The organism is Vibrio sp. 10N.222.54.E6, assembly GCF_041473955.1.
In the GTDB taxonomy this organism is placed as follows: domain Bacteria; phylum Pseudomonadota; class Gammaproteobacteria; order Enterobacterales; family Vibrionaceae; genus Vibrio; species Vibrio tasmaniensis_A.
Genome location: NZ_JBFRTD010000020.1, coordinates 25,387 through 47,286, shown reverse-complemented (window position 1 = coordinate 47,286; position 21,900 = coordinate 25,387). Strand labels below are relative to the sequence as shown.

20 protein-coding genes are annotated in these 21,900 nt (G+C 43.6%); 11 read left to right on the top strand and 9 right to left on the bottom strand.

Translation table 11 applies throughout. The features are described 5' to 3' along the window. Positions 1 to 16 precede the first annotated feature (16 nt). From csdA to AB4513_RS12890, 3 genes are all read right to left on the bottom strand, one after another. The gene (gene csdA, locus AB4513_RS12900) at positions 17 to 1,228 is read right to left on the bottom strand and encodes a cysteine desulfurase CsdA (protein ID WP_009848362.1); all 1,212 of its coding nucleotides are present in this window, start codon (positions 1,226 to 1,228) and stop codon (positions 17 to 19) included. Between the two features lie 87 nt (positions 1,229 to 1,315). Next, entirely contained in the window at positions 1,316 to 2,209 is an 894-nt protein-coding gene (panE, locus tag AB4513_RS12895; protein ID WP_009848363.1) for a 2-dehydropantoate 2-reductase, read from the bottom strand. 110 nt (positions 2,210 to 2,319) lie between these two features. After that, positions 2,320 to 3,207: an outer membrane protein OmpK gene (locus AB4513_RS12890; protein ID WP_012603361.1), complete on the bottom strand. Its 888-nt coding sequence runs from the start codon at positions 3,205 to 3,207 to the stop codon at positions 2,320 to 2,322. 511 nt (positions 3,208 to 3,718) lie between these two features. Here AB4513_RS12890 and AB4513_RS12885 point away from each other — a divergent pair. Then, positions 3,719 to 5,065: a DUF4397 domain-containing protein gene (locus AB4513_RS12885; RefSeq protein ID WP_009848365.1), complete on the top strand. Its 1,347-nt coding sequence runs from the start codon at positions 3,719 to 3,721 to the stop codon at positions 5,063 to 5,065. Positions 5,066 to 5,170: 105 nt separating this feature from the next. Here the strand turns inward: AB4513_RS12885 and AB4513_RS12880 are convergent, their stop codons facing one another. The 4 genes from AB4513_RS12880 to AB4513_RS12865 form a co-directional block, all read right to left on the bottom strand. Next, positions 5,171 to 6,529, bottom strand: coding sequence for an AmpG family muropeptide MFS transporter (locus AB4513_RS12880; RefSeq protein ID WP_009848366.1), 1,359 nt, complete (start codon positions 6,527 to 6,529; stop codon positions 5,171 to 5,173). Positions 6,530 to 6,580: 51 nt separating this feature from the next. Then, a complete protein-coding gene (locus AB4513_RS12875) occupies positions 6,581 to 7,129 on the bottom strand; it encodes a peptidylprolyl isomerase (RefSeq protein ID WP_009848367.1) in 549 nt (182 codons plus the stop codon). After that, positions 7,129 to 7,698, bottom strand: coding sequence for a YajG family lipoprotein (locus AB4513_RS12870; RefSeq protein ID WP_009848368.1), 570 nt, complete (start codon positions 7,696 to 7,698; stop codon positions 7,129 to 7,131). Before AB4513_RS12870 ends, AB4513_RS12875 begins: the two co-directional genes overlap by 1 nt. A gap of 66 nt (positions 7,699 to 7,764) precedes the next feature. Continuing rightward, positions 7,765 to 8,916: a class I SAM-dependent methyltransferase gene (locus tag AB4513_RS12865; RefSeq protein ID WP_009848369.1), complete on the bottom strand. Its 1,152-nt coding sequence runs from the start codon at positions 8,914 to 8,916 to the stop codon at positions 7,765 to 7,767. A gap of 174 nt (positions 8,917 to 9,090) precedes the next feature. On the opposite strand from AB4513_RS12865, the gene bolA reads away from it, so the two are divergent. The 9 genes from bolA (at position 9,091) to nqrM (ending at position 17,208) form a co-directional block, all read left to right on the top strand. Beyond that, the gene (gene bolA / locus AB4513_RS12860; protein WP_009848370.1) at positions 9,091 to 9,399 is read left to right on the top strand and encodes a transcriptional regulator BolA; all 309 of its coding nucleotides are present in this window, start codon (positions 9,091 to 9,093) and stop codon (positions 9,397 to 9,399) included. A gap of 519 nt (positions 9,400 to 9,918) precedes the next feature. Beyond that, positions 9,919 to 11,259 (top strand): Na(+)-translocating NADH-quinone reductase subunit A, encoded by a 1,341-nt coding sequence (locus AB4513_RS12855; RefSeq protein WP_102258206.1) that lies wholly within the window; start codon positions 9,919 to 9,921, stop codon positions 11,257 to 11,259. Positions 11,260 to 11,264: 5 nt separating this feature from the next. Then, positions 11,265 to 12,509, top strand: a complete 1,245-nt coding sequence (locus AB4513_RS12850; protein ID WP_009848372.1) for an NADH:ubiquinone reductase (Na(+)-transporting) subunit B — start codon at positions 11,265 to 11,267, stop codon at positions 12,507 to 12,509. Next, on the top strand, positions 12,499 to 13,266 hold the full coding sequence (locus tag AB4513_RS12845; protein WP_009848373.1) for a Na(+)-translocating NADH-quinone reductase subunit C: 768 nt from the start codon (positions 12,499 to 12,501) through the stop codon (positions 13,264 to 13,266). The genes AB4513_RS12850 and AB4513_RS12845 overlap by 11 nt, the downstream gene beginning before the upstream one ends. Then, positions 13,266 to 13,898, top strand: coding sequence for an NADH:ubiquinone reductase (Na(+)-transporting) subunit D (locus AB4513_RS12840; RefSeq protein ID WP_009848374.1), 633 nt, complete (start codon positions 13,266 to 13,268; stop codon positions 13,896 to 13,898). The genes AB4513_RS12845 and AB4513_RS12840 overlap by 1 nt, the downstream gene beginning before the upstream one ends. A 7-nt stretch (positions 13,899 to 13,905) precedes the next feature. Beyond that, entirely contained in the window at positions 13,906 to 14,502 is a 597-nt protein-coding gene (gene nqrE / locus AB4513_RS12835) for an NADH:ubiquinone reductase (Na(+)-transporting) subunit E (RefSeq protein WP_009848375.1), read from the top strand. A gap of 29 nt (positions 14,503 to 14,531) precedes the next feature. Beyond that, positions 14,532 to 15,758: an NADH:ubiquinone reductase (Na(+)-transporting) subunit F gene (nqrF, locus tag AB4513_RS12830; RefSeq protein WP_009848376.1), complete on the top strand. Its 1,227-nt coding sequence runs from the start codon at positions 14,532 to 14,534 to the stop codon at positions 15,756 to 15,758. Between the two features lie 174 nt (positions 15,759 to 15,932). Continuing rightward, positions 15,933 to 16,937: an FAD:protein FMN transferase gene (locus AB4513_RS12825; protein ID WP_009848377.1), complete on the top strand. Its 1,005-nt coding sequence runs from the start codon at positions 15,933 to 15,935 to the stop codon at positions 16,935 to 16,937. 16 nt (positions 16,938 to 16,953) lie between these two features. Beyond that, positions 16,954 to 17,208, top strand: a complete 255-nt coding sequence (gene nqrM, locus AB4513_RS12820; protein ID WP_009848378.1) for a (Na+)-NQR maturation NqrM — start codon at positions 16,954 to 16,956, stop codon at positions 17,206 to 17,208. A gap of 133 nt (positions 17,209 to 17,341) precedes the next feature. On the opposite strand, the gene AB4513_RS12815 is transcribed toward nqrM, so the two are convergent. Beyond that, positions 17,342 to 18,580, bottom strand: a complete 1,239-nt coding sequence (locus AB4513_RS12815; RefSeq protein ID WP_017101906.1) for a response regulator — start codon at positions 18,578 to 18,580, stop codon at positions 17,342 to 17,344. A gap of 163 nt (positions 18,581 to 18,743) precedes the next feature. Between AB4513_RS12815 and dinB the strand changes: the two genes are divergently transcribed. After that, positions 18,744 to 19,820, top strand: coding sequence for a DNA polymerase IV (dinB, locus tag AB4513_RS12810; protein ID WP_102258205.1), 1,077 nt, complete (start codon positions 18,744 to 18,746; stop codon positions 19,818 to 19,820). Between the two features lie 109 nt (positions 19,821 to 19,929). Here the strand turns inward: dinB and AB4513_RS12805 are convergent, their stop codons facing one another. Beyond that, positions 19,930 to 21,864, bottom strand: a complete 1,935-nt coding sequence (locus AB4513_RS12805) for an ATP-dependent DNA helicase RecQ (RefSeq protein ID WP_102258204.1) — start codon at positions 21,862 to 21,864, stop codon at positions 19,930 to 19,932. Positions 21,865 to 21,900 lie beyond the last annotated feature (36 nt).

Sequence of the window (21,900 nt, the reverse complement as noted above, 5' to 3'; positions counted from 1 at the left end):
CGCTACTCGCTACTCGCTACAGCATATCAACGGCTTTTTCTATCGCCGCTACGAGCTTTTCAACATCATCTAGATTGTTATAAATACCAAATGAAATACGAACCGTTCCTTTCACATTAAGTGCATCCATTAATGGGTGAGCACAATGATGTCCAGCACGTACTGCGATACCTTGTTGATCCAACAGGGTTGCAATATCTTGGTGGTGAACGCCATCCATCACAAAAGTAATCACACTTGCGTTGGGTTGATAACCCAATACCTGAATATCATCCAGTTTACTGAGTGCAAGATAAGTCTCGTGCTGCAGCTGGTGGATATGATTTTCGACATCTCGTTGAGCAAAATCACTTAACCATTCTATTGCGGTACTTAATGCTATCGCTCCTGCTACATTTGGCGTGCCCGCTTCAAACTTCCCCGGCAGTTCAGAAAATGTAGTGCCAGAGAAAGACACGCGCTCAACCATCTTGCCACCACCATGCCAAGGTGGCATCGCTTCGAGCAATTCAAGCTTGCCATAAAGCACCCCAATACCAGCTGGAGCATAGAGCTTATGCCCAGAGAACACGTAGAAATCAGCCCCTAAAGCAGCAACATCAACGGGCTCATGAACAATACCTTGCGCTCCATCGACCACAACAATCGCATTCATCTTGTGTGCTTTCTCGATCACTTCTTCGATGGGCTGACGAGAACCAGTCACATTAGTTATCTGAGCCAGAGCAACAATCTTGGTTCGATCATTTAATAGAGCGTCAAAGGCAGCAAGATCAAATTCACAATCTGACGTCATCGGTACTTTTACGACTTTCGCTCCGGTTTGTTCTGCCACAATTTGCCAAGGTACGATGTTGGCGTGATGCTCCATTTCGCTAACCAAAATCTCATCACCAGCTTGAAGCGTACTTCTTGCGTGCGTTTGAGCTATCAGGTTGAGTGCTTCGGTTGCACCGCGAGTCCAAATGATCTCTTTTGAAGAAGCCGCGCCAATAAACTGAGCGACCTTATCTCTTGCGGCTTCAAATTGACTGGTCGCGTTCGCGGTTAAGCTGTGACTGCCACGGTGAACATTGGCATTTTGTTTGGAGTAGTATTGGCTAATGGCATCAATAACCACCTGAGGTTTTTGTGTCGTTGCTGCGCTGTCTAAATAAATCAACGGTTGTTGATTGATGGTTTGTGATAGCGCAGGAAACTGCTCTCGGATGTGATTGATATCAAGCATCTATTCTTACCTAAAATCTTGGAAATTGTTGCTAGCGTTATGCTGAGCGGTATCGTTATTTTATCGCGACTTGTTAATCGTTGCTGACTAATCTTGATGATTCCAGCGATTTTCTCGTTCTTTAACCTGCGTAAACAGCTTTTGGTTAACAGGAACCTCTATCTGATGCTTAAGTGCTGTTTTTATCAAGTGTCCGGTAATGAAGTCGATCTCTGTCTTTCGTTGGTAAAACATATCTTGCTTCATTGATGAATTGTTCTTTGCTGTCGCTTGAATAACCTTGTTGACGCTTGTTTCTAATTCGTCGAATGAACAAGTAATGCCTTCCGCCAGCATCACTTGCGTGAGTTCTTTAACTATAGAACTCAAAATATCGTTAAACCTTTGGTCAGCAAGCTCTCCATTTTTGATTTGTTCCAGCCCAGTCAGTGGGTTGATTGCACAATTTATGGCGAGTTTAGCCCACAGCGCCGTTGTTATTTCTGGATTCCAACTCACGGCAGGGAAGGCATGTTCCAACACATCAACTAAAAAAGTGCACTGTTGCCCCTTGAGGTTAAAAGCACCCAATTGAGTTTGGCCGATTCCGGTGTGGGATACATTGTTGCTATTGGGTTTGAATGCTGCTTGAGTCGTGGTCGCCAATACTACTGGGTGAGCGTCAATTTGATTAGCAATGTTATCGACCGCTCCCATACCGTTGTGCATGAACATGAGAATAGTGTCAGGGTCGAGATATTGAAGCAGTGGGGTGGTTGCTTCTTCTACTTGCCAAGCTTTGACCGTGAAGATCACTAGATCACTTTCTGGTAGCTTCTCAATATTGTTGTTACTGAAGGAAAGTGAAGTTTGTTCATCAAGCGATAAGTCAATTGAGTTATCTGCGGAACGACTCCACAAAGCCACATTATGACCCGCTTGAAGTAGTTTTATCGCCCACAAAGAGCCGATAGCCCCAGGCCCAACAATAGTGATGTTCACAGCAATACCGAGATAAGAAAGTGGTGCTGCAAGGATAGCGAGGCATTAAATGAAAGCAATAAAAAATGGCACCCGAGGGTGCCATTTTGGAAACTTTCTTAGAAGTTCGATTAGAACTTGTAAGTTACTGCGAAGTAGTGACCTACGCCTGAAGTAGAGAACTGGCCGTATTGTGGGTTAGCACTATCAATTTGAGCACCATCTCTTAGACCGTATACATCTTGGTATAATTTAAGACCGTAACCTACAGCAAATTGGTCATTGTGCCAGTAAATACCATTGAACATAGCTCCGCCGTTGCTCGACTGGTTGTATGAACTATCACGACCAAACTCGTAATCGATGTAACCTTGGTAAGCAATGAATGAACCGTTATCGAAGTTTACGAATGGCTTAAACCAGTTTGTAGAAAATTGGTAACCGTTCCAATCTTTCGTATTTAGATCGTACGTAGCGTAAAGATTGAATTGCATTTTACCAAACCAAGGTACCATTACGTCTGAACCGATACCTGTTTTAGTTGCGTAACCACCGTCAGCTTTGCCATCGATAGTTGTGTAGTTTGCAACGTATAGTTCTTGTACTGGACCAAAAGAAAGGTCTTTACCAGTTAGGCCATCGATAGACATACGAGGCGCAAATTTAACAAACAGTTGATCGTCTTTTGCTTTATCGCTGCCGCTATCGTTAGTTAGGTTGAATACATCAATGTAACCGTAAAGATCGAAGATACCAGAGCGTCCACCAAACTCCATTTCAAGATAAGTATGATCTTTGTCCTGAGGCTTCTCATCGATAGTGTGCATGATATTAAACTGCATCCAGTTGTAATCATTCTTGTGAGTATCGCCGTCAGAATAATCAGCCGCCATTACTGGAGCAGAAGCTGCTGCAAGTAGGCCAAGAGTTAAAAGTGATTTACGCATAATGGAACTCTCTATGTTTGAAATAAGTAACCCGCTAATCCGTGCGTGTTTATATGTCCGAATGCCGAGCATAATAGCGATTTTGTTCTCAAATAAAAGTGAGACAGAGTGAAAACTATGATTATTATGGTGAGCGTGATCACACTAACGATCTAAATGATGGAACTTTAATGTTGCTATGCATCTTGATGAATCCCCACTTCTATTGATTTTGTGAAATTCGATTATTTTGTGTATAAATTGGTGAAATACCGCTCTAAGCAAACGATTATACCAAAAAGTGTGACATGCATATCAAAATCAACAGTATTTCTTTCTAAGCGTTTTCTCGTAAAAAACACCTCACTCAGCGAACGTTTCGATCCTGCCTTTGATCCATTTCCAAGCAACTCCGTACTGAAGTTTGAATCAATTGATGAACAATTCATGTGATGATTAACCTGACTTTTAACTCTGGTTGTTTTTTCATCGCTGACAATATTGAGACCGTTTATTGCACCAATTTTGAGGCAACATTTAAAGATCTGCTCGTGAGCTTATCTTCTGTGTGACGAACTGGTCGAACTTTTTGGAGAGAAGACCAATGAAATATTCACCTATACTCGCTGTAGCGTTGTCAGCCCTATTCATTGTAGGGTGTAATGATGACGATCAACCAACAACCCAGCTGCAAGCTGTTCACGCATCGCCAGATGCTCCACTAGCTAATGTGCTAATTAATAGTCAGGCTCGTTGGACTGGGGTTGATTATGCTCAGGCATCTGGATATACCTCGGTCAATCAAGGCCAGACAACTCTACAGGTCGATGTTCAACTCCCTGGAGATGGTGTGGCGACAGTGATTCCGCCAAGCCAGTTCGATTTAAGCGGTGATTTAGATTACACGGTGATGGTGGTCGGTGATGCTGACGGTTCCAACAACCCAGTTGAGGCTCTCGTTGTGACACGACCTGCAGCAGGCACGGCGACGAGTTCGAGTTTGGATGTGCAAGTTGTTCACGCGGCAACTGGAGTTGGTGATGTGAATCTATACGTTACAGCACCGAATGATCCTCTAGGCGCACCGATTGGAACTTTGGGATACAAAGGATTTACCGATGTGCTCAATATTCCTGCTGGTCAATATCGTGTGAGATTAGAAACCGTGAGTGGAAGTGCTATTGCTTTTGACTCTGGAGAAATCACTCTGTCTGGCGGTAGCGAGTTAACTATTGCGGCAGTTCCAAGAGCGGATTCAACCAGTACGTCTCCGGTGAAGCTGATGGTAATGGATGGCAAAAGTTCATCTATAATTTACGACATGGCAGAATCTGCAGAAGTGAGAGTAGGGCATTTAGTTGATGGTGCACCCTCTGTGGATGTGTTTGTAAACTCGGCTAAGTTTGCTCCTCTTGATGCTCTAATGTTTAAAGAAGTTCGTGGCTTCTTAGATTTGGCAGCAGGCAGTTACGATATCGATATTTATGAAACAGCAACCACCTCTCCAACATTCATTGATGTTGACGGTTTAGCGGTGTTTGCCGGAATGGATTACAGCATCTATGCCGTGGGGACGGTAAGTCCTCTCAATTTGGAAGCGCTAGTTGTTCCAGAAAATCGACGCTCTGTTGCAACCAGTGCAGTATTGAACATTACTCATGCTGCAGCTAATCCAATTGCAGCTTCGGTTGATATTTATTTAACCGAGAACGTGGGAATTTCTGGAAGTACGCCTGCGTTGAGTAATGTGAAATTCAAAGATTTCGCGAATGGTATTTATGTAGCTGCGGGAACTTACTATGTGACGATTACGGTGGCTGGCGATCCATCTACTGTTGCTATTGACTCCGCGCCTGCGACCTTAGTTAACGGTGTTGTGTATCAAGTAGTGGCGATTGATGATTCGATGGGAACGGGATTTAACTTAATAGTAAGTGAAACTACAGATTAATCCGTTAAGCGTCTGCAAATAGAAAATAGAAAATAGAAAATAGAAAATAGAAAAGAGAAGAGGGTAGCTCAATGCTCCCCTCTTCTCTTTTGCTTTCTTTTTCTTTTATTCGTGGTTGTTTTTCGCTTTTTCTAATAAATTAGTGAAAAAGTGGCGTAGCGAATAGAGCATGATCAAACTCGGAATCACCATTAATGACGTCAGTATAAAGAAGGTTGACCAATCATTGAGGTAATCGACGAGCTCGCCACTGAATGAAGCCAGTGTTGTTCTACCGAAATTGCCTAAGGATGCTAATAAGGCATATTGCGTTGCTGAGAAAGCTTGACCAGTCAGTAAGGTTAAGAAAGAGACAAATGCTACCGTCGAAAAGGCGGTTGTGAAGTTGTCGACAATGATAGTTGCCAAGAACAGAGTTTCACTAGGGCCTGCCTGAGCGATCCACGCAAACATTAGGTTGCTGGCTGCCATTGCGATGCCACCAATCATTAGCCCGCGTACAATACCGAATTTCACATTGAAGATACTGCCTAGCAAGGTGAAGAATATCGTCGCGCCCCAACCGATTAACTTAGAGTAGTGGCCAATCTGTTCATTGCTAAAGCCTATCTCTTTATAGAAGGTGATAGACATTCTACCCAAGAAGGCTTCACCTATCTTAAATAGGAACACAAACAGTAGAAGGGTGATGGCAACTTGAACTCCGTTTCGTTTGAAGAAATCATAAAACGGTTCTAGCACTGTAACGCTGAACCAAGCGACGACTTTTGAACCGACAACTCTGTTGTGACGTTGTTGTGCTTGCTCTTGCAATGCTTCACGTTGTGTATTGGGTTCTCCGACAAAAAGAGTAAACAGCATTAACACGACAACCACACCAGCCATACCGTAATACACACCATTCCAACCGATTGAGTCAGCATTGATAAAAGCAAGATAACCTGGAAGAGAATAGCCAGTCCACCATCCCATCACGGCCATTGCGGATGCTTGTGGCAACTTTGATGCTTCCGATTTTGGAAATGAATCAATACGGAAGGCATCTATTGCGACATCTTGAGTTGCTGAGGCGATAGCTATTCCGAGAGCAAGCATAGAGGTGAACATCAAGTCATTGGCTGGGTTTACTCCAGCAATGAACAGGGTACAGATCAATACCAAGCTTTGGCACAAGAATATCCAACTGCGTCGTTGGCCTAATATCGCGTGTAAAACTGGCAGTTTGACTCGGTCTACCAACGGTGCCCATAAAAAGTTAATAGCATAGACAGCAAACACACTGCCGAAATAACCGATCGCAGCACGAGTTAAACCGGCATCTTTTAGCCAACCAGACATGTTGGATCCAATCAGAACCCATGGGAAGCCACTCGAACAACCGAGCATAAACACCCAAAGTAGACGTTTGTCTAAGTAGCTGCGGAAAGTTTGCATCCAAGAAAGAGAGGGGGTGCCTGATGACATGGGGCGTCCTTGTATAGAAAACGCCCTTAAGAATAAGGGCGTTACATTGGATTACTTAAGAAGGGTCACTTTAGTGATGACGATTGGGTCGACAGGAATGTCTGACATGCGGCCCATTCGCTTGGTTGGAATTGTTGCCATCTTCTGAACAACGTCAAAACCATCGGTTACTTTACCAAACACAGCGTAACCAGGATTACCGCCTTTCGCGTTTAAGAAATCGTTGTCTGCAAAGTTAATGAAGAACTGGCGAGTTGCAGAATCTGGTGCATTGGTGCGAGCCATTGCGATCGTTGCAGTATCATTCTTCAGGCCATTACTGCCTTCATTTTTGATAGGCGCATAAGTTGCTAATTGCTTCATATCTTGATCGAAGCCACCACCCTGAGCCATAAAGCCCGGGATCACACGGTGAAACTGAGTGCCTTCGTAGCTACCGTCAGCAACATATTTCAGAAAGTTATCAACACTAACCGGTGCTTGCTCTTGGTTTAGCTCGATAGTGAAGCCGCCTAATGTTGTTTCTACGTTCACTTTAGGACCAGCCCAAACGCTCACGCTCACCAGCATCAATGCGATAGAAGATAGAATGCGCCCCATTAGAAACGTTCCTTCATGTAAGTTTGCAGCTCTTGGTCATTGGCAATCTCTTTAAGAACTAAGTCGATAACATCGTTTAGTACCATTGCGATATCGTCATTTGATGCACTTAATGCACCTGTGCGAGTTGCTGTACCATTGAATGTCTTAACTAGCTTGCCTTCAGGCGTTTCAGCGGTTACTTCAAGTGTTACTTTACCATCCATTTGGTTTTCCATGATGGTGTGCTTGACGGTAACAAGCGCTTCTTGAATCTCTAAAACAATTGAGTTTTCACTGTTTACGCTTGCACGAAAACCTTGAGACTCCAATTGTTGAGCAATAGCGTTTTCTAGAGAAATACGCATGTTTTGCTTAGCGTGAATTGGCTGAATGTTTGAACGGCCACTATCAACCAATGCAACATATTGAGCGGCACGAACATCTTTACTGGTTAGTGTGTATGTTTTGCCTTGTACAAGGTTGCTTGAGCTTAGTGAAGCTTCTGGCATTACGTTGATCTGTTCTTGCTGAGGGGCTGAACATGCTGTCAAAGCTAAAATAGAAGCAGCCAAAATCAGTTTTTTCATTCCTTTATCCTTTCTAAATTCACACCAGGAGCTCGGTATCTTAAATTCTTGTGACGTCATTTCTGCTTATTTATTAAAATTCGCAGGTTCTCTTGTTGCTTGTAATATCTCAAATTTCTGGTTCAGTTCAAGCGTTTCAACGTTTGCTTCACCAAATAGTCTTGCTAGTTTGACATCGTATCCGAGGTGTCGGTTACCAATAACAATTAATTTGCCTCCGTTGCTAAGAACATGCTTTGCATCACAGAACATTTGCCATGCAATGTGATCTGTAATCGCTTGTTGTTGGTGGAACGGAGGGTTACACATAACTAAGTAAGTGCTGTTTTTCTTAAAACCATCTAAACAGTTATTGGCGATGAACTGGAAATTACCTTCTTCGCCAAGGTTATCCTTAATATTTTGGCGCGCTGATTCCACTGCCATAAAGCTTTCATCAACACAGGTGATACGTGCTTGTGGGTTTAATTGCCCAGCTTTTACACTCAATACACCGTTGCCACAACCTAGGTCGATGATATGACGCAGTTCAGGATCTTGAGGGATGTGCTCTAGCATATAGCGAGCGCCTTGATCGAGTGCCTCGCCTGAGTAAACGTTCGGTAAATTTTTCAGGCGAATATCTTCACCGTCGACATCCCATTCAACAAAAGGTTCGACCGTTTGAAGCGGCTGACAATTTGGTGAAGAGAAAACCAAGCGATGTTTCTTCTTCGCTAGAGAAGTTTTGGTTTCACCTAGGTATTTTTCGAAAATATTAAGTGTAGATGTGTGGATGTCTTTTACTTTGTTTACACTGATGACTTGGCAGCCTTCTGGCAACGCTTGGCGTAGTTGGCTCAATTGCCATACTAGATGACGGTTTGTTTTCGGTAGTTGCATGATCACAAGGTCGATACCGTGTGGGATATCATCCATCGTATTCAGGAAGTTCACACGGTTACTTTGATTGCGCTGCAAGTTTTTTAGCGCACCGCGATGAGAGATAAACGAGTCGCTCATCATGGTGACATCATGATCTTTAGAGAACCATGCCGACAGGGCACCAAAGCTATCGTTCATGATCAGGATGTGTTTGCCAGGTTCAAGATTCATCTCTTCAACGTGACTAATAATGTATTCGTCGCCCGCATCCCAAGCTTGAAGGGTTTCATTTGAACGGTTGGGGAAACGATGTAAGGTCAAAGTTCTATCGAGAAGAGTAAGTTCGGTTTTCATAGCTTGAGATACTTATGTAAGAAATAACAAAGATATTGTCTCAAATGCAGCCTGAACAAGATAGAAAAAACTCAACCAAACCTAAGTCGTTCGTTATGAAATACTCAGACAGTCGACCAGTTAGGGTTTATACTTCCCCCACAGATAATGCCAATACGTTATTAAGGAATCATAATGATCCAAGAAGTTATCGAAACAAAATTGCACAATGAGTTTTCACCAAGTCATTTAAACGTGGTCAATGAGAGCTACATGCACAATGTTCCGGCTGGTTCTGAGAGTCATTTTAAAGTGATTGTTGTCAGCGATGCGTTTGAAGGCTTGCGCCTTATTGGTCGTCATCGAGCGGTAAATAAAGCACTTTCAGAAGAGCTAGCGAATAATATTCACGCACTATCTATTCACACTTATACAAAAGATGAATGGATGAAGCAACTCGATAACGTGCCAGACAGCCCTATGTGTATGGGCGGTGGTAAGTAATAAAACTAACTGATAGAAGAGGTGGCGATGCTGCCTTTTTTATCGCCAGGCTGATGTGTTTTTAGGGTTTATATCACTCAAATTGATGTCAAATTAGGCGTCTTTAAATACCCACAATGAGTAATGTTTTTATTAACAGTGTTTCAACATAACTCGTAAAATATTAGTTTGTGACAGAGTATTAATCTCTTGTTTAAAACACGATTCAAAAGCCATTTTATCTGTGCGGCTCGTCAAATTTATACATATTTGAGAGTCCATATGCTTCAAATCTCACCAAATTAAGGCCGTATTCAAGTTATTGGTCATGGCATCAAGTTGTCAAAAAATGCTAGAATACGGCACCTGATAAATCTCACATAATCTTTGTGATGAGTTTATTAATGTAATGTTGCGATTTTGGTATCTCTAATTTACCAAAACCGGACACTGTAATGTCGTGTCTAAGGGCGATTTTAAAACGTCCCGAATTTACGCAATTAAAAGAATCTTTTTCCCGATAAAGTAGTGCAAGTGCGTATGATTACAATAAAGAAGGGTTTGGATCTTCCTATCGCAGGAACTCCATCCCAGGTGATTAATGATGGTAAGTCCATCACTAAAGTCGCCTTGCTTGGCGAAGAGTACGTTGGTATGCGTCCTACGATGCATGCTCGCGTTGGTGATGAAGTGAAGAAAGGCCAAGTTCTTTTTGCAGATAAAAAGAACCCAGGTGTTGTATTTACTTCTCCAGCAAGCGGTAAAGTTATTGAAGTGAACCGTGGTGCTAAGCGTGTTCTTCAATCAGTAGTGATTGAAGTAGCAGGCAATGAGCAAATCACGTTCAATAGCTATGAAGCTAACCAACTAGTAAGTCTTGACCGTGAAACGGTTAAAACTCAGTTAGTTGAGTCTGGCGCATGGACCGCTTTGCGAACTCGTCCGTTCAGCAAGGTTCCAGCAGTTGATTCTGAAACTCAGGCTATTTTCGTTACTGCTATGGATACTAATCCGCTAGCAGCTGAGCCAGAATTAATCATTAACGAGCAGTCTGATGCTTTCGTTGCTGGTTTAGATCTTCTTTCAACTCTGACTAACGGTAAAGTGTACGTTTGTAAAAAAGGTACTAGCTTACCTCGTTCAGCTCAGTCTAACGTTGAAGAACATGTTTTTGATGGCCCACACCCTGCAGGTCTTGCAGGCACGCATGTGCATTACCTATATCCGGTAAATGCACAAAATGTAGCGTGGAGCATTAACTACCAAGATGTTATCGCATTCGGTAAGCTTTTCCTTACTGGTGAGATTTACTCTGAGCGTGTTGTTTCTCTGGCTGGTCCAGTGGTGAATAACCCACGTCTAGTTCGTACTCAAATTGGTGCTAGCCTTGAAGAGTTGACAGACAGCGAGTTAATGCCAGGCGAAGTTCGTGTGATTTCTGGTTCTGTACTTACGGGTACTGAAGCAACAGGTCCACATGCTTTCCTTGGTCGTTACCATCAGCAAGTTTCTGTTCTACGTGAAGGTCGTGATAAAGAGCTATTCGGCTGGGCTATGCCTGGTAAGAACAAGTTCTCTGTTACTCGTTCATTCCTTGGTCACCTGTTTAAAGGTCAGTTGTTCAACATGACAACGACGACAAACGGTAGTGACCGCTCAATGGTTCCAATTGGTAACTACGAGCGCGTAATGCCTCTAGATATGGAACCTACATTGCTGCTTCGTGATCTATGTGCAGGCGACATTGATAGTGCTCAAGCACTTGGTGCGCTAGAACTAGACGAAGAAGATGTAGCATTGTGTACCTTTGTATGTCCAGGTAAGTACGAGTACGGTCAACTACTTCGTGAATGCCTAGATACGATTGAGAAGGAAGGGTAATTTTCATGGGCCTTAAAAAGTTTCTTGAAGACATCGAGCATCATTTTGAGCCAGGTGGTAAACACGAGAAGTGGTTTGCGCTTTACGAAGCAGCAGCGACAGTGTTTTACACGCCAGGTCTTATCACAAAGAAAAGCTCACACGTTCGTGATAGCGTTGATTTAAAACGTATCATGATCATGGTTTGGTTCGCGGTATTCCCAGCAATGTTCTGGGGTATGTACAACGCGGGTGGCCAAGCTATCGCTGCACTTAACCATATGTACGCAGGCGCTGAACTAGCATCTGTTATCAGTGGTAACTGGCACTACTGGCTAACCGAAATGCTTGGAGCCTCCTTAGGGCCCGATGCAGGTGTTGGCAGCAAGATGCTACTTGGTGCTACATACTTCCTACCTATCTACGCAACGGTATTCATCGTTGGTGGTTTCTGGGAAGTTCTGTTCTGTATGGTGCGTAAGCACGAAGTAAACGAAGGTTTCTTTGTTACTTCTATCTTATTTGCGCTTATCGTTCCGCCAACGCTTCCTCTATGGCAAGCAGCACTAGGTATTACCTTCGGTGTTGTAGTAGCGAAAGAGATCTTCGGTGGTACGGGTCGTAACTTCCTGAACCCTGCACTTGCTGGCCGTGCGTTCCTATTCTTTGCATACCCTGCACAGATTTCAGGTGACGTAGTTTGGACTGCTGCAGATGGTTTCTCTGGTGCAACTGCTCTTAGCCAATGGGCTCAAGGCGGCGGTAGCGCACTAATGAACGTGACATCAGGTGAAGCAATCACTTGGATGGACGCATTCATTGGTAACATCCCAGGTTCTATCGGTGAAGTATCAACTCTAGCACTTATGATTGGTGCAGCGATGATCGTTTACATGCGTATCGCTTCATGGCGCATCATTGCTGGTGTAATGATCGGTATGATTGCTGTGTCTACACTGTTCAACGTGATCGGTTCTGATACTAACGCAATGTTCAGCATGCCTTGGCATTGGCACCTAGTTCTAGGTGGCTTCGCATTCGGTATGTTCTTCATGGCGACTGACCCAGTATCAGCTTCATTTACCAATAAAGGTAAGTGGTGGTACGGCATCCTAATCGGCGCAATGTGTGTAATGATTCGTGTAGTTAACCCTGCATACCCAGAAGGCATGATGCTTGCGATTCTATTCGCAAACCTATTTGCTCCTCTGTTTGACCACGTTGTAATCGAGAAGAACATTAAGCGGAGACTAGCGCGCTATGGCAAGTAATAACGATAGCATTAAAAAGACGCTGTTTGTTGTTATCGCATTGAGCCTAGTGTGCTCAATCATCGTTTCAACAGCTGCAGTTGTTCTTAAACCTAAGCAGCAAGCTAACGCAGTTCTGGATCAGCAAACTAAGATCCTTGAAGTTGCGGGTATTGAGCTTGCAGGTGATATCCCAGCACTCTACGCAGAGAACATCGAACCTCGTCTAGTTGATTTCGCTACTGGCGATTTCGTTGACGGCGACGCTGCTGCATACGACCAACGTAAAGCGGCAAAAGATCCAGCTCAGTCAATCAAGCTTTCAGCTGAAGATGACATCGCTAAGATCATTCGTCGTGCTAACACGGGTACTGTATACCTAGTGAAAGATGGCGCTGAAACTTCTAAAGTTATCATCCCTGTTCACGGTAACGGCCTATGGTCAATGATGTACGCATTCGTTGCGGTAGAAACTGATGGCAACACGGTTTCTGGTATCACTTACTACGAGCAAGGTGAAACTCCTGGACTTGGTGGTGAAGTTGAGAACCCATCTTGGCGCGCTCAATTCGTTGGTAAGAAATTATTCGACGAAAACCACAAACCTGCTATTCAGGTTGTTAAAGGTGGCGCTCCTCAAGGTTCTGAGCACGGTGTAGATGGCCTTTCTGGTGCAACACTAACAAGTGTTGGTGTTCAACATACATTTGACTTCTGGTTAGGTGATATGGGCTTTGGTCCGTTCCTAGCAAAAGTTCGTGACGGAGGTCTGAACTAATGTCTAGTGCAAAAGAAATTAAAAAGAGCATCTTAGCGCCGGTGTTGGACAACAACCCAATCGCGCTACAGGTTCTTGGTGTGTGTTCTGCTCTTGCGGTAACCACTAAACTAGAAACAGCGTTTGTTATGACTATCGCGGTAATGTTCGTTACTGCTCTGTCTAACTTCTTCGTTTCTTTGATCCGTAACCACATTCCGAACAGTGTGCGTATCATCGTTCAGATGGCAATTATCGCATCATTAGTAATCGTGGTAGACCAAGTGCTTAAAGCATACCTATACGATATCTCTAAGCAGCTATCTGTATTCGTTGGCCTAATCATTACTAACTGTATTGTAATGGGCCGTGCTGAAGCATTCGCAATGAAGTCTGCACCAATCCCATCTTTCATCGATGGCCTTGGTAACGGTCTTGGTTACGGTTTCGTATTGATCACTGTTGGTTTCTTCCGTGAGCTTCTTGGCTCTGGCAAACTATTTGATATGGAAGTACTACCTCTAGTGAGCAACGGTGGTTGGTATCAGCCAAACGGCTTGATGCTTCTAGCACCTTCAGCATTCTTCCTAATTGGTTTCTTGATTTGGGCAATTCGTGTGTTCAAACCAGAACAAGTAGAAGCGAAGGGGTAAGGTAGTCATGGAACATTATATTAGTCTGCTAGTTAAATCGATTTTCATCGAAAACATGGCGCTTTCTTTCTTCCTAGGTATGTGTACATTCCTAGCGGTTTCTAAGAAAGTTAAAACTTCTTTTGGTCTTGGTGTTGCGGTAGTTGTAGTACTTACAATCGCTGTTCCTGTAAACAACCTTGTTTACACACACATCCTGAAAGAAAACGCGCTTGTTGAAGGTGTCGATTTAAGTTTCCTTAACTTCATCGCATTCATCGGTGTTATCGCGGCACTTGTACAAATCCTAGAGATGGTTTTAGACCGTTTCTTCCCACCTTTGTATAACGCACTAGGTATCTTCCTTCCACTGATCACAGTTAACTGTGCAATCTTTGGTGGTGTATCTTTCATGGTAACTCGCGACTACAACTTTGCTGAATCTGTTGTTTACGGCTTCGGTTCTGGTGTGGGTTGGATGTTAGCTATCGTTGCTCTTGCGGGTATCCGTGAGAAGATGAAGTACTCTGACGTACCTCCAGGTCTTCGTGGCCTTGGTATCACGTTCATTACTGTTGGTCTGATGGCGTTAGGCTTTATGTCTTTCTCTGGTGTTCAACTGTAGGGTAAGCACCCAGTAATAAGGAATAACAAATGCAAAGCATTATTCTTGGCGTAGCGATGTTTACCATTATTGTATTGGCTCTAGTACTAGTGATTCTTTTCGCTAAGTCTAAGCTAGTACCATCAGGTGACATCACTATTGCTGTAAACGGCGACCCTGAAAAGGCGATCGTTACTCAGCCTGGTAGCAAGCTACTTGGTGCCCTAGCTGGCGCTGGTATCTTCGTATCTTCTGCTTGTGGTGGCGGTGGCTCTTGTGGTCAGTGTCGGGTAAAAGTTAAGTCTGGTGGTGGCGACATCCTTCCAACTGAACTTGATCACATCACAAAAGGTGAAGCTCGCGAAGGCGAACGTCTAGCATGTCAAGTTGCTATGAAAACTGACATGGAGATTGAACTAGACGAAGATATCTTTGGTGTGAAGAAGTGGGAATGTACTGTTATCTCTAACGATAACGAAGCTACTTTCATCAAAGAATTGGCTCTAGCTATCCCTGAAGGTGAAGAAGTTCCGTTCCGCGCGGGTGGTTACATTCAGATTGAAGCTGAACCACATCACGTGAAATACGCAGATTACGATATTCCTGAGGAATACCGTGGTGACTGGGATAAGTTCAACTTGTTCCGTTACGAGTCTATCGTTAAAGAGCATTCGATCCGTGCTTACTCTATGGCTTCATACCCAGAAGAGAAAGGCATCATCAAGCTTAACGTGCGTATCGCAACTCCGCCGCCAAACAACCCTGACGTAGCTCCTGGTGTGATGTCTTCATATATCTGGTCTCTTAAAGAAGGCGACAAATGTACTATTTCTGGTCCATTTGGTGAGTTCTTTGCTAAAGACACAGACAATGAAATGGTATTCATCGGTGGTGGTGCAGGTATGGCGCCAATGCGTTCACATATCTTCGACCAACTTAAGCGTCTTAACTCTACTCGTAAGATGTCTTACTGGTACGGTGCACGTTCTAAGCGTGAGATGTTCTACATTGAAGACTTCGACGGCCTAGCGGCTGCAAACGAAAACTTCGTGTGGCATTGTGCTCTGTCTGATCCTCAACCTGAGGACAACTGGGACGGTTACACTGGTTTCATCCACAACGTATTGTACGAAAACTACCTGAAGGATCACGAAGCTCCTGAAGACTGTGAGTACTACATGTGTGGTCCACCAATGATGAACGCGGCTGTGATCGGCATGCTGAAAGATCTTGGTGTAGAAGATGAAAACATCCTACTAGATGACTTCGGTGGTTAATCCATTTAAGTGATTGATATTATGGCTGACTCTTACGAGTCAGCCATTTGTTTTTCTAAGACTACTCGTGACAACAAACTGGCTTATATAAGAAAGAGTAAGGCATTTAAAATACCTATTTTTCACTCTTATTTTTCCTTATATAAATCCTCAACATTAGACAGGAGTAAGCAAGTGAGAATTTGGCTTGTTGCATTAACTTCTTTGATTTTTCTTGCGGGCTGTGAGCAGGCAAGAGAGCAAGTGCATTTAAGTGGTCCGACAATGGGGACCAGTTATAACATTAAGTACATCAATGGCGATGAATTTCCTGAGTCTAAAGAAGTTCATACCGAGATCGATCGTCTACTTGAAGAAGTTAATGATCAAATGTCGACTTACCGTGAAGATTCAGAGCTGAGCCGTTTCAACCAACACAAAGGTGCGGACGCATTCGAAGTATCTGAACAAACCGCTATCGTTGTGAAAGAAGCGATTCGTTTGAACGGTCTTACTGAAGGTGCGTTGGATGTGACGGTTGGTCCATTAGTTAACTTGTGGGGTTTTGGTCCAGAAGCACGTCCTGAAGTGGTTCCATCAGACGAAGAGCTTGCGGCTCGTAAGGCTAAGATTGGTATTCACCACTTAAGCGTTGAAGGTAATAAGCTAAGCAAAGATTTGCCTAACTTGTATGTTGACCTTTCGACTATCGCAAAAGGTTGGGGCGTGGATGTCGTTGCTGACTACCTCGATTCAATTGGCATTCATAACTACATGGTAGAAGTGGGCGGTGAAATCCGTTTGAAGGGCTTAAACCGTGAAAGTGTGGGTTGGCGTATCGCCATCGAGAAGCCAAGTGTTGACGAGCGCAACATTCAAGAGATCATCGAGCCTGGTGATATGGCGATCGCAACGTCTGGCGACTACCGAAACTATTTTGAGCGTGATGGTGTTCGTTATTCACACATCATCAACCCAGAAACAGGTAAGCCGCTTCATCACAAAGTGGTTTCAGTGACTGTTTTAAACCCGTCTTCAATGACTGCAGACGGTTTATCTACTGGCCTTATGGTCTTAGGTGAAGAAAAAGGACTGGAAGTCGCAAACCAACATAACATCCCAGTGTTCATGGTGGTAAAAACAGCTGATGGCTTTAAAGAAATTGCTTCAGAAGCATTTAAGCCATACTTAGGTAAATAAGGTAAGCGAGATAATTATGAATACATTTCTGATTACATTTGGTGTTTTTCTTGCAGTAATCGCAGCGATGTCAATTGGCTATATTATCCAAAAGAAAGTTGTGAAAGGTAGCTGTGGTGGCTTAGGTGCTGTTGGTATTGATAAAGTATGTAACTGCCCTGAACCTTGTGATGCGCGTAAAAAACGTGAAGCACGTGAAGCATACCGTGAAGAGAAACTGGCAGAACGTCAACAAAAAGAAGCGGCTTGGAGTAAAGACCGTATCGCTTAATTGGTGACAGTCATAGGGGAATAGAGTTGTCTATGCCCTTAGAATAAGAAGCTCAAGATTATCGTCTTGAGCTTTTTTTGTTTGAGTGAACTGTCTATTTTGGAATGCTAAAAACGGAAACAAAAACGAATTTCTAGTGGTCGATTTGCATGTTATTGCGCGCAAAGACCAGTTGGTTCCTACCTTGTTCTTTTGCAGTATAAAGTAGTTCGTCCGCGGCTTTTATTTGCTCATCCAAACTGCCAACTAAGTCGCTTAACCCGATACTCATGCTGACTTTAATCCGTTGTGAGTCATGAATAACTTCTTGGTTTTGTATCGCAATCCTCATTGACTCTAGCGTGTCGACAAATTCTTCAAATGGTCGGCATGATTGAATGCAGAACTCTTCACCGCCGAAACGAACGGCGACATCATCTTTAAAATGATTTTTGATGATCTTTCCGACTTCAATGAGTACCGCATCGCCACCATCATGACCGTAGGTATCATTCACCTTTTTAAAGAAGTCTATATCCATCATGGCGATGCTGCGATGTTCGCAGCCTTTACATGTTTGATTGAATAGATAACGACGGTTCCAAAGCCCGGTCAGAGCATCTTCATTTGCATGACGAAATAGTTCATTGGTGGCCTCTTTCATATCGAGTAGCTGATGAATACGGCAGAAAAACTCTTCTTGGTTAAATGGCTTGTAAAGGAAGTCGTTGGCACCAGCCTTAAGGAAACGAGCTGTCATGGTTCGGTCGTCACTGCCAGATAGCCCAAGAATAGCGAGTTGATTACGATCATGGTGTACTCGAATGTCACGGGTCATCGAAATGCCATCTTTGTTTGGCATGTCATGATCGGTAACGACGAAAGTGATGTCGGGGTCGTTTTGGAGAAGCTCTAGTGCTTGTTCGCCATCTTCCGCTTGAATCGTTTGAATATATTGGTGCTCAAGAAGTTGCACTACATATCGACGAACAACCGCAGAATCATCAACAACCAAGGCTTTATGATATCGGTTATTTGAGATTCGATTAACCAAAGGAAGCAAATAACTGACTGATGACATGCTGTCTTTGAGGATGTAATCAATCACACCCTTCGCGAGTACTTGTTCTCGAAGTGTGTTGTTGAACATGCCGGTTAGGACTATAATTTTTTGTTGATAGCCGAGTACCAAATCAATGATCTCGCCATCTTGACCATCGGGTAAGCAGTAATCGAGCACCGCGCACAAGAAATCCGTATCTTGTTCTAAGATAGCTTCAGCTTCAGCCACTGATTCAGCCAGCGCAACCTCATAGCCATCATTTTTCAATTGCTGGTACAGGTAGTTTCTGAATGCACGACTATCTTCGACTACTAGTATTTTATCACTCAAAAGTTATCCCTACTTATAGGTTAAATACTCTCTAACAATACTATCAGAATAGTAAGTGGCTAATGAAGTTAAAGCTATTTAGCTGGGCTCCAGATCATTTTAAATCTGAGAATAATTGATTATACTGTTTATAAGTACAGTTGTAAGATTGGGTTATTCCTAGATGTGTAGTGCGGGTGAAGAGAAAGTAAGAAAGATAATCCACGTTGATATGGACTGTTTTTACGCAGCTGTTGAAATGAGAGATAATCCTGCTTACCGAAATCGACCACTTGCAGTCGGGGGGCATGAAAAGCAGCGTGGCGTTTTGAGTACCTGTAATTACGAAGCTCGCAAGTTTGGTATTCGTTCTGCAATGCCGACGGGAAAGGCGCTGCAGCTTTGTCCCAATCTGTTGGTTGTTCCTGGTAGGATGTCGGTCTACGTCGAGATATCGAAAAAGATTCGCGAGATTTTTTCTCGATATACATCCATCATTGAACCTCTGTCTTTAGATGAAGCTTTTCTTGATGTCACGGATTCGACGCTGTGTCGTGGCTCGGCAACACTGATTGCCGAATCAATTCGTCGCGATATCTGGAATGAACTTAACCTGACCGCTTCTGCTGGTATTGCGCCGATTAAATTTTTGGCGAAGGTGGCCTCGGATCTGAATAAGCCCAATGGTCAGTTTGTAATACCTCCACAAGACGTACAATCAGTGATAGATGAATTGCCACTCGAAAAAATCCCAGGCGTTGGCAAGGTCAGTATTGAAAAGCTCCATCAAGCTGGCTTCTTTACTTGTAAGGACATTAAGGAATCTGACTATCGAGATCTATTGCTCAGGTTTGGCCGTCAAGGCGCATCACTCTGGAAGCGCAGCCATGGTATTGATGACAGAGAAGTTATTATTGAGCGTGAACGAAAATCAGTAGGCGTAGAGCGAACTTTTACTCAGAATATTTCTACTTACGCAGAATGTTGGCAAGTAATAGAAGACAAGCTTTTTCCTGAGCTTGAAGCACGTCTAGAGAAAGCTAGCCCAAGTAAAGCTATCATCAAGCAGGGCATTAAGCTCAAGTTTGCCGACTTCCAGCAAACCACTATCGAGCACATACACGCCTCTCTCGATCGAGAGCACTTTAAAGAACTGTTGAGTGAGATACTCAAAAGGCAGCAAGGGCGAGAAATTCGCCTGCTTGGTTTAAGCGTAATGCTACAACCCAAAGACCAAATGCGTCAGTTGAGTTTCTTTTAGGGAAAGGCGCTGAGAGTTTAGGTTTAGAGGTGTTGCTGGAAGTGCTAGAGTTTGAATACCGACTAGACTCCACAGCCTAGCCAGCTTCTATATCAATACGTGATATGCCTTATCTAGGAAGTTGTTTAACTCGCGCTAAGGTATCACTGAATGGTTGTTGCTCTAGCTTTCCGTATCCAACCATTTTGCTGGCTTTAAGCTTAGTTGAAAGTGGAGTTGCGATTCCGCATAGAAAACGAGTAATGGCTTCGTCGGTGATCAATTGTTGGCTTGCGGAAATGAACTCATGGGTCCATGTCATTACCGTTTCATCATCAATAGGCTCAACATCAACGGTTGGTAATATTGCTACTTGACCGCGACATACTGAGCAGTGACCACACTTGGCTGGCGCTTTATCATCGGCGAAGTAACTCGCAAGGCGAGAGCTTAGGCAGGTATCAGCCTCAAAGAAGCTCAGCATTTGGTTAAGGCGGTTTATCTCACTGTTCTCTTTTTCCTTAAACAATTCAGTTAGACGTTCCGATAACTGCATCATGTCTTCAGTGGTGTTGTGGATCGCATACACATCTGTGATCTGCTTACTTTCCAACTCAATCCAACCTTGTTCATTGAAGTAATCGATTGCCGCAATCACACGCTGACGATCAGTCTGGAAGTGTGTCCACAGTGCGTCGAAGTCGACTTGGCACCATACTCTTGCTTGAGGAGAACATTGGAAAATCGCTTCCACAAAATGACGACGTTCGCCTTGGAATTGTTCGGTGATCTGCTGCTTAGTACGTATGAATTTAAATTTGTAGTCAGCAAAGTAGCTGTATTTAGGCTCAATCACGCCTTCAATTTCGAGATACACCAGTAGCGTTTTAAGTGGTAACTGACGAATGTTGGACTCACGCGATAATTGGTTGAGCATGATTTCCCATTGGTTTGCGCCAGAAGCCGCAATGTTTTGGTTTTCGTATATTTCTTTTAAGACCGTTTGAATTGATATGTTGTCTGGCGTATCACCAAAAACGAAGTTCTCTAGTGTACTTAGACCATATTTGTTGGCGAGAAGAATACATTCTGAAGGCTGACCATCTCTGCCGGCTCTGCCTATCTCTTGCGAGTAGTTTTCGATCGATTTCGGTAAGTCAAAGTGAATCACTCGGCGAATGTTGGACTTATCGACACCCATACCAAAAGCAATGGTTGCCACGATGCAGTTCACGTCATCGTTCATGAATTGATGCTGAATGGCATCTCTGTTTTCAGGCTTAAGACCGGCATGGTAAGCCACGGCATTAACGCCAGCATTACGGAGTTGCTGAGCCACCATCTCTGCTGTCTGTTGAAGGGTGACATAAACAATAGTCGGAGCTAGAGAAGCTTGGTTAACGACATTGCACAAGGTTTCTAGTTTGCTGGTTTGTTCGCAAGGTTGAATCGACAGGTCGAGGTTTTGACGATAGAAACCCGTAACCACAACGCGTTCCTCATCAATTTCAAACTTCGACTTCATATCTTGGATAACCGATGTCGTCGCAGTAGCTGTCAGTAGCAGTACTTGTGGAATATTGAGCTGCTTTTGGTATTGGGGAAGCTTCAGGTAGTCTGGTCTGAAGTTGTGTCCCCATTCTGATATACAGTGTGCTTCATCAACTACGAGCATAGAGATGGGAACTTGGGAGATAAACTGACGAAAGCGTTCGTTCTTCAAGCGCTCAACAGAGATCATTAGGATTTTAGTATCGCCGTTACGCACGGATTGCATCACCTGTTGTGTGGTTTGTCTGTCTTGGCTTGATTCGATTGCAGCCGCGCTTATTCCCTTACTGTGTAAGAAGCTGAGCTGGTCTTTCATTAAGGCTAACAATGGTGATATCACTAAGGTTAAGTGCGGCAACTCTAGTGCTGGCAATTGGTAGCAAAGCGACTTGCCTGAGCCTGTTGGGAATATAGCGGCAGTCGAGTGACCAGATAGAACATTATCAATGACTTGCTTTTGCCCATTACGCAGTGAGTCGAATCCGAATACTTGTTTTAGCTTCTGCTCAATCATTTATGTTCTACCTGAGTTATTAAGTGTCGTATTGAT

What these genes read in the sequence shown, in the direction of transcription:
- csdA (WP_009848362.1), bottom strand. Translation starts at nt 1,228, where the DNA reads ATGCTTGATATCAATCACATCCGAGAGCAGTTTCCTGCGCTATCACAA.
- AB4513_RS12890 (WP_012603361.1), bottom strand. Translation starts at nt 3,207, where the DNA reads ATGCTCGGCATTCGGACATATAAACACGCACGGATTAGCGGGTTACTT.
- AB4513_RS12885 (WP_009848365.1), top strand. Translation starts at nt 3,719, where the DNA reads ATGAAATATTCACCTATACTCGCTGTAGCGTTGTCAGCCCTATTCATT.
- AB4513_RS12880 (WP_009848366.1), bottom strand. Translation starts at nt 6,529, where the DNA reads ATGTCATCAGGCACCCCCTCTCTTTCTTGGATGCAAACTTTCCGCAGC.
- AB4513_RS12875 (WP_009848367.1), bottom strand. Translation starts at nt 7,129, where the DNA reads ATGGGGCGCATTCTATCTTCTATCGCATTGATGCTGGTGAGCGTGAGC.
- AB4513_RS12870 (WP_009848368.1), bottom strand. Translation starts at nt 7,698, where the DNA reads ATGAAAAAACTGATTTTGGCTGCTTCTATTTTAGCTTTGACAGCATGT.
- AB4513_RS12865 (WP_009848369.1), bottom strand. Translation starts at nt 8,916, where the DNA reads ATGAAAACCGAACTTACTCTTCTCGATAGAACTTTGACCTTACATCGT.
- bolA (WP_009848370.1), top strand. Translation starts at nt 9,091, where the DNA reads ATGATCCAAGAAGTTATCGAAACAAAATTGCACAATGAGTTTTCACCA.
- AB4513_RS12855 (WP_102258206.1), top strand. Translation starts at nt 9,919, where the DNA reads ATGATTACAATAAAGAAGGGTTTGGATCTTCCTATCGCAGGAACTCCA.
- AB4513_RS12850 (WP_009848372.1), top strand. Translation starts at nt 11,265, where the DNA reads ATGGGCCTTAAAAAGTTTCTTGAAGACATCGAGCATCATTTTGAGCCA.
- AB4513_RS12845 (WP_009848373.1), top strand. Translation starts at nt 12,499, where the DNA reads ATGGCAAGTAATAACGATAGCATTAAAAAGACGCTGTTTGTTGTTATC.
- AB4513_RS12840 (WP_009848374.1), top strand. Translation starts at nt 13,266, where the DNA reads ATGTCTAGTGCAAAAGAAATTAAAAAGAGCATCTTAGCGCCGGTGTTG.
- nqrE (WP_009848375.1), top strand. Translation starts at nt 13,906, where the DNA reads ATGGAACATTATATTAGTCTGCTAGTTAAATCGATTTTCATCGAAAAC.
- nqrF (WP_009848376.1), top strand. Translation starts at nt 14,532, where the DNA reads ATGCAAAGCATTATTCTTGGCGTAGCGATGTTTACCATTATTGTATTG.
- nqrM (WP_009848378.1), top strand. Translation starts at nt 16,954, where the DNA reads ATGAATACATTTCTGATTACATTTGGTGTTTTTCTTGCAGTAATCGCA.
- dinB (WP_102258205.1), top strand. Translation starts at nt 18,744, where the DNA reads ATGTGTAGTGCGGGTGAAGAGAAAGTAAGAAAGATAATCCACGTTGAT.
- AB4513_RS12805 (WP_102258204.1), bottom strand. Translation starts at nt 21,864, where the DNA reads ATGATTGAGCAGAAGCTAAAACAAGTATTCGGATTCGACTCACTGCGT.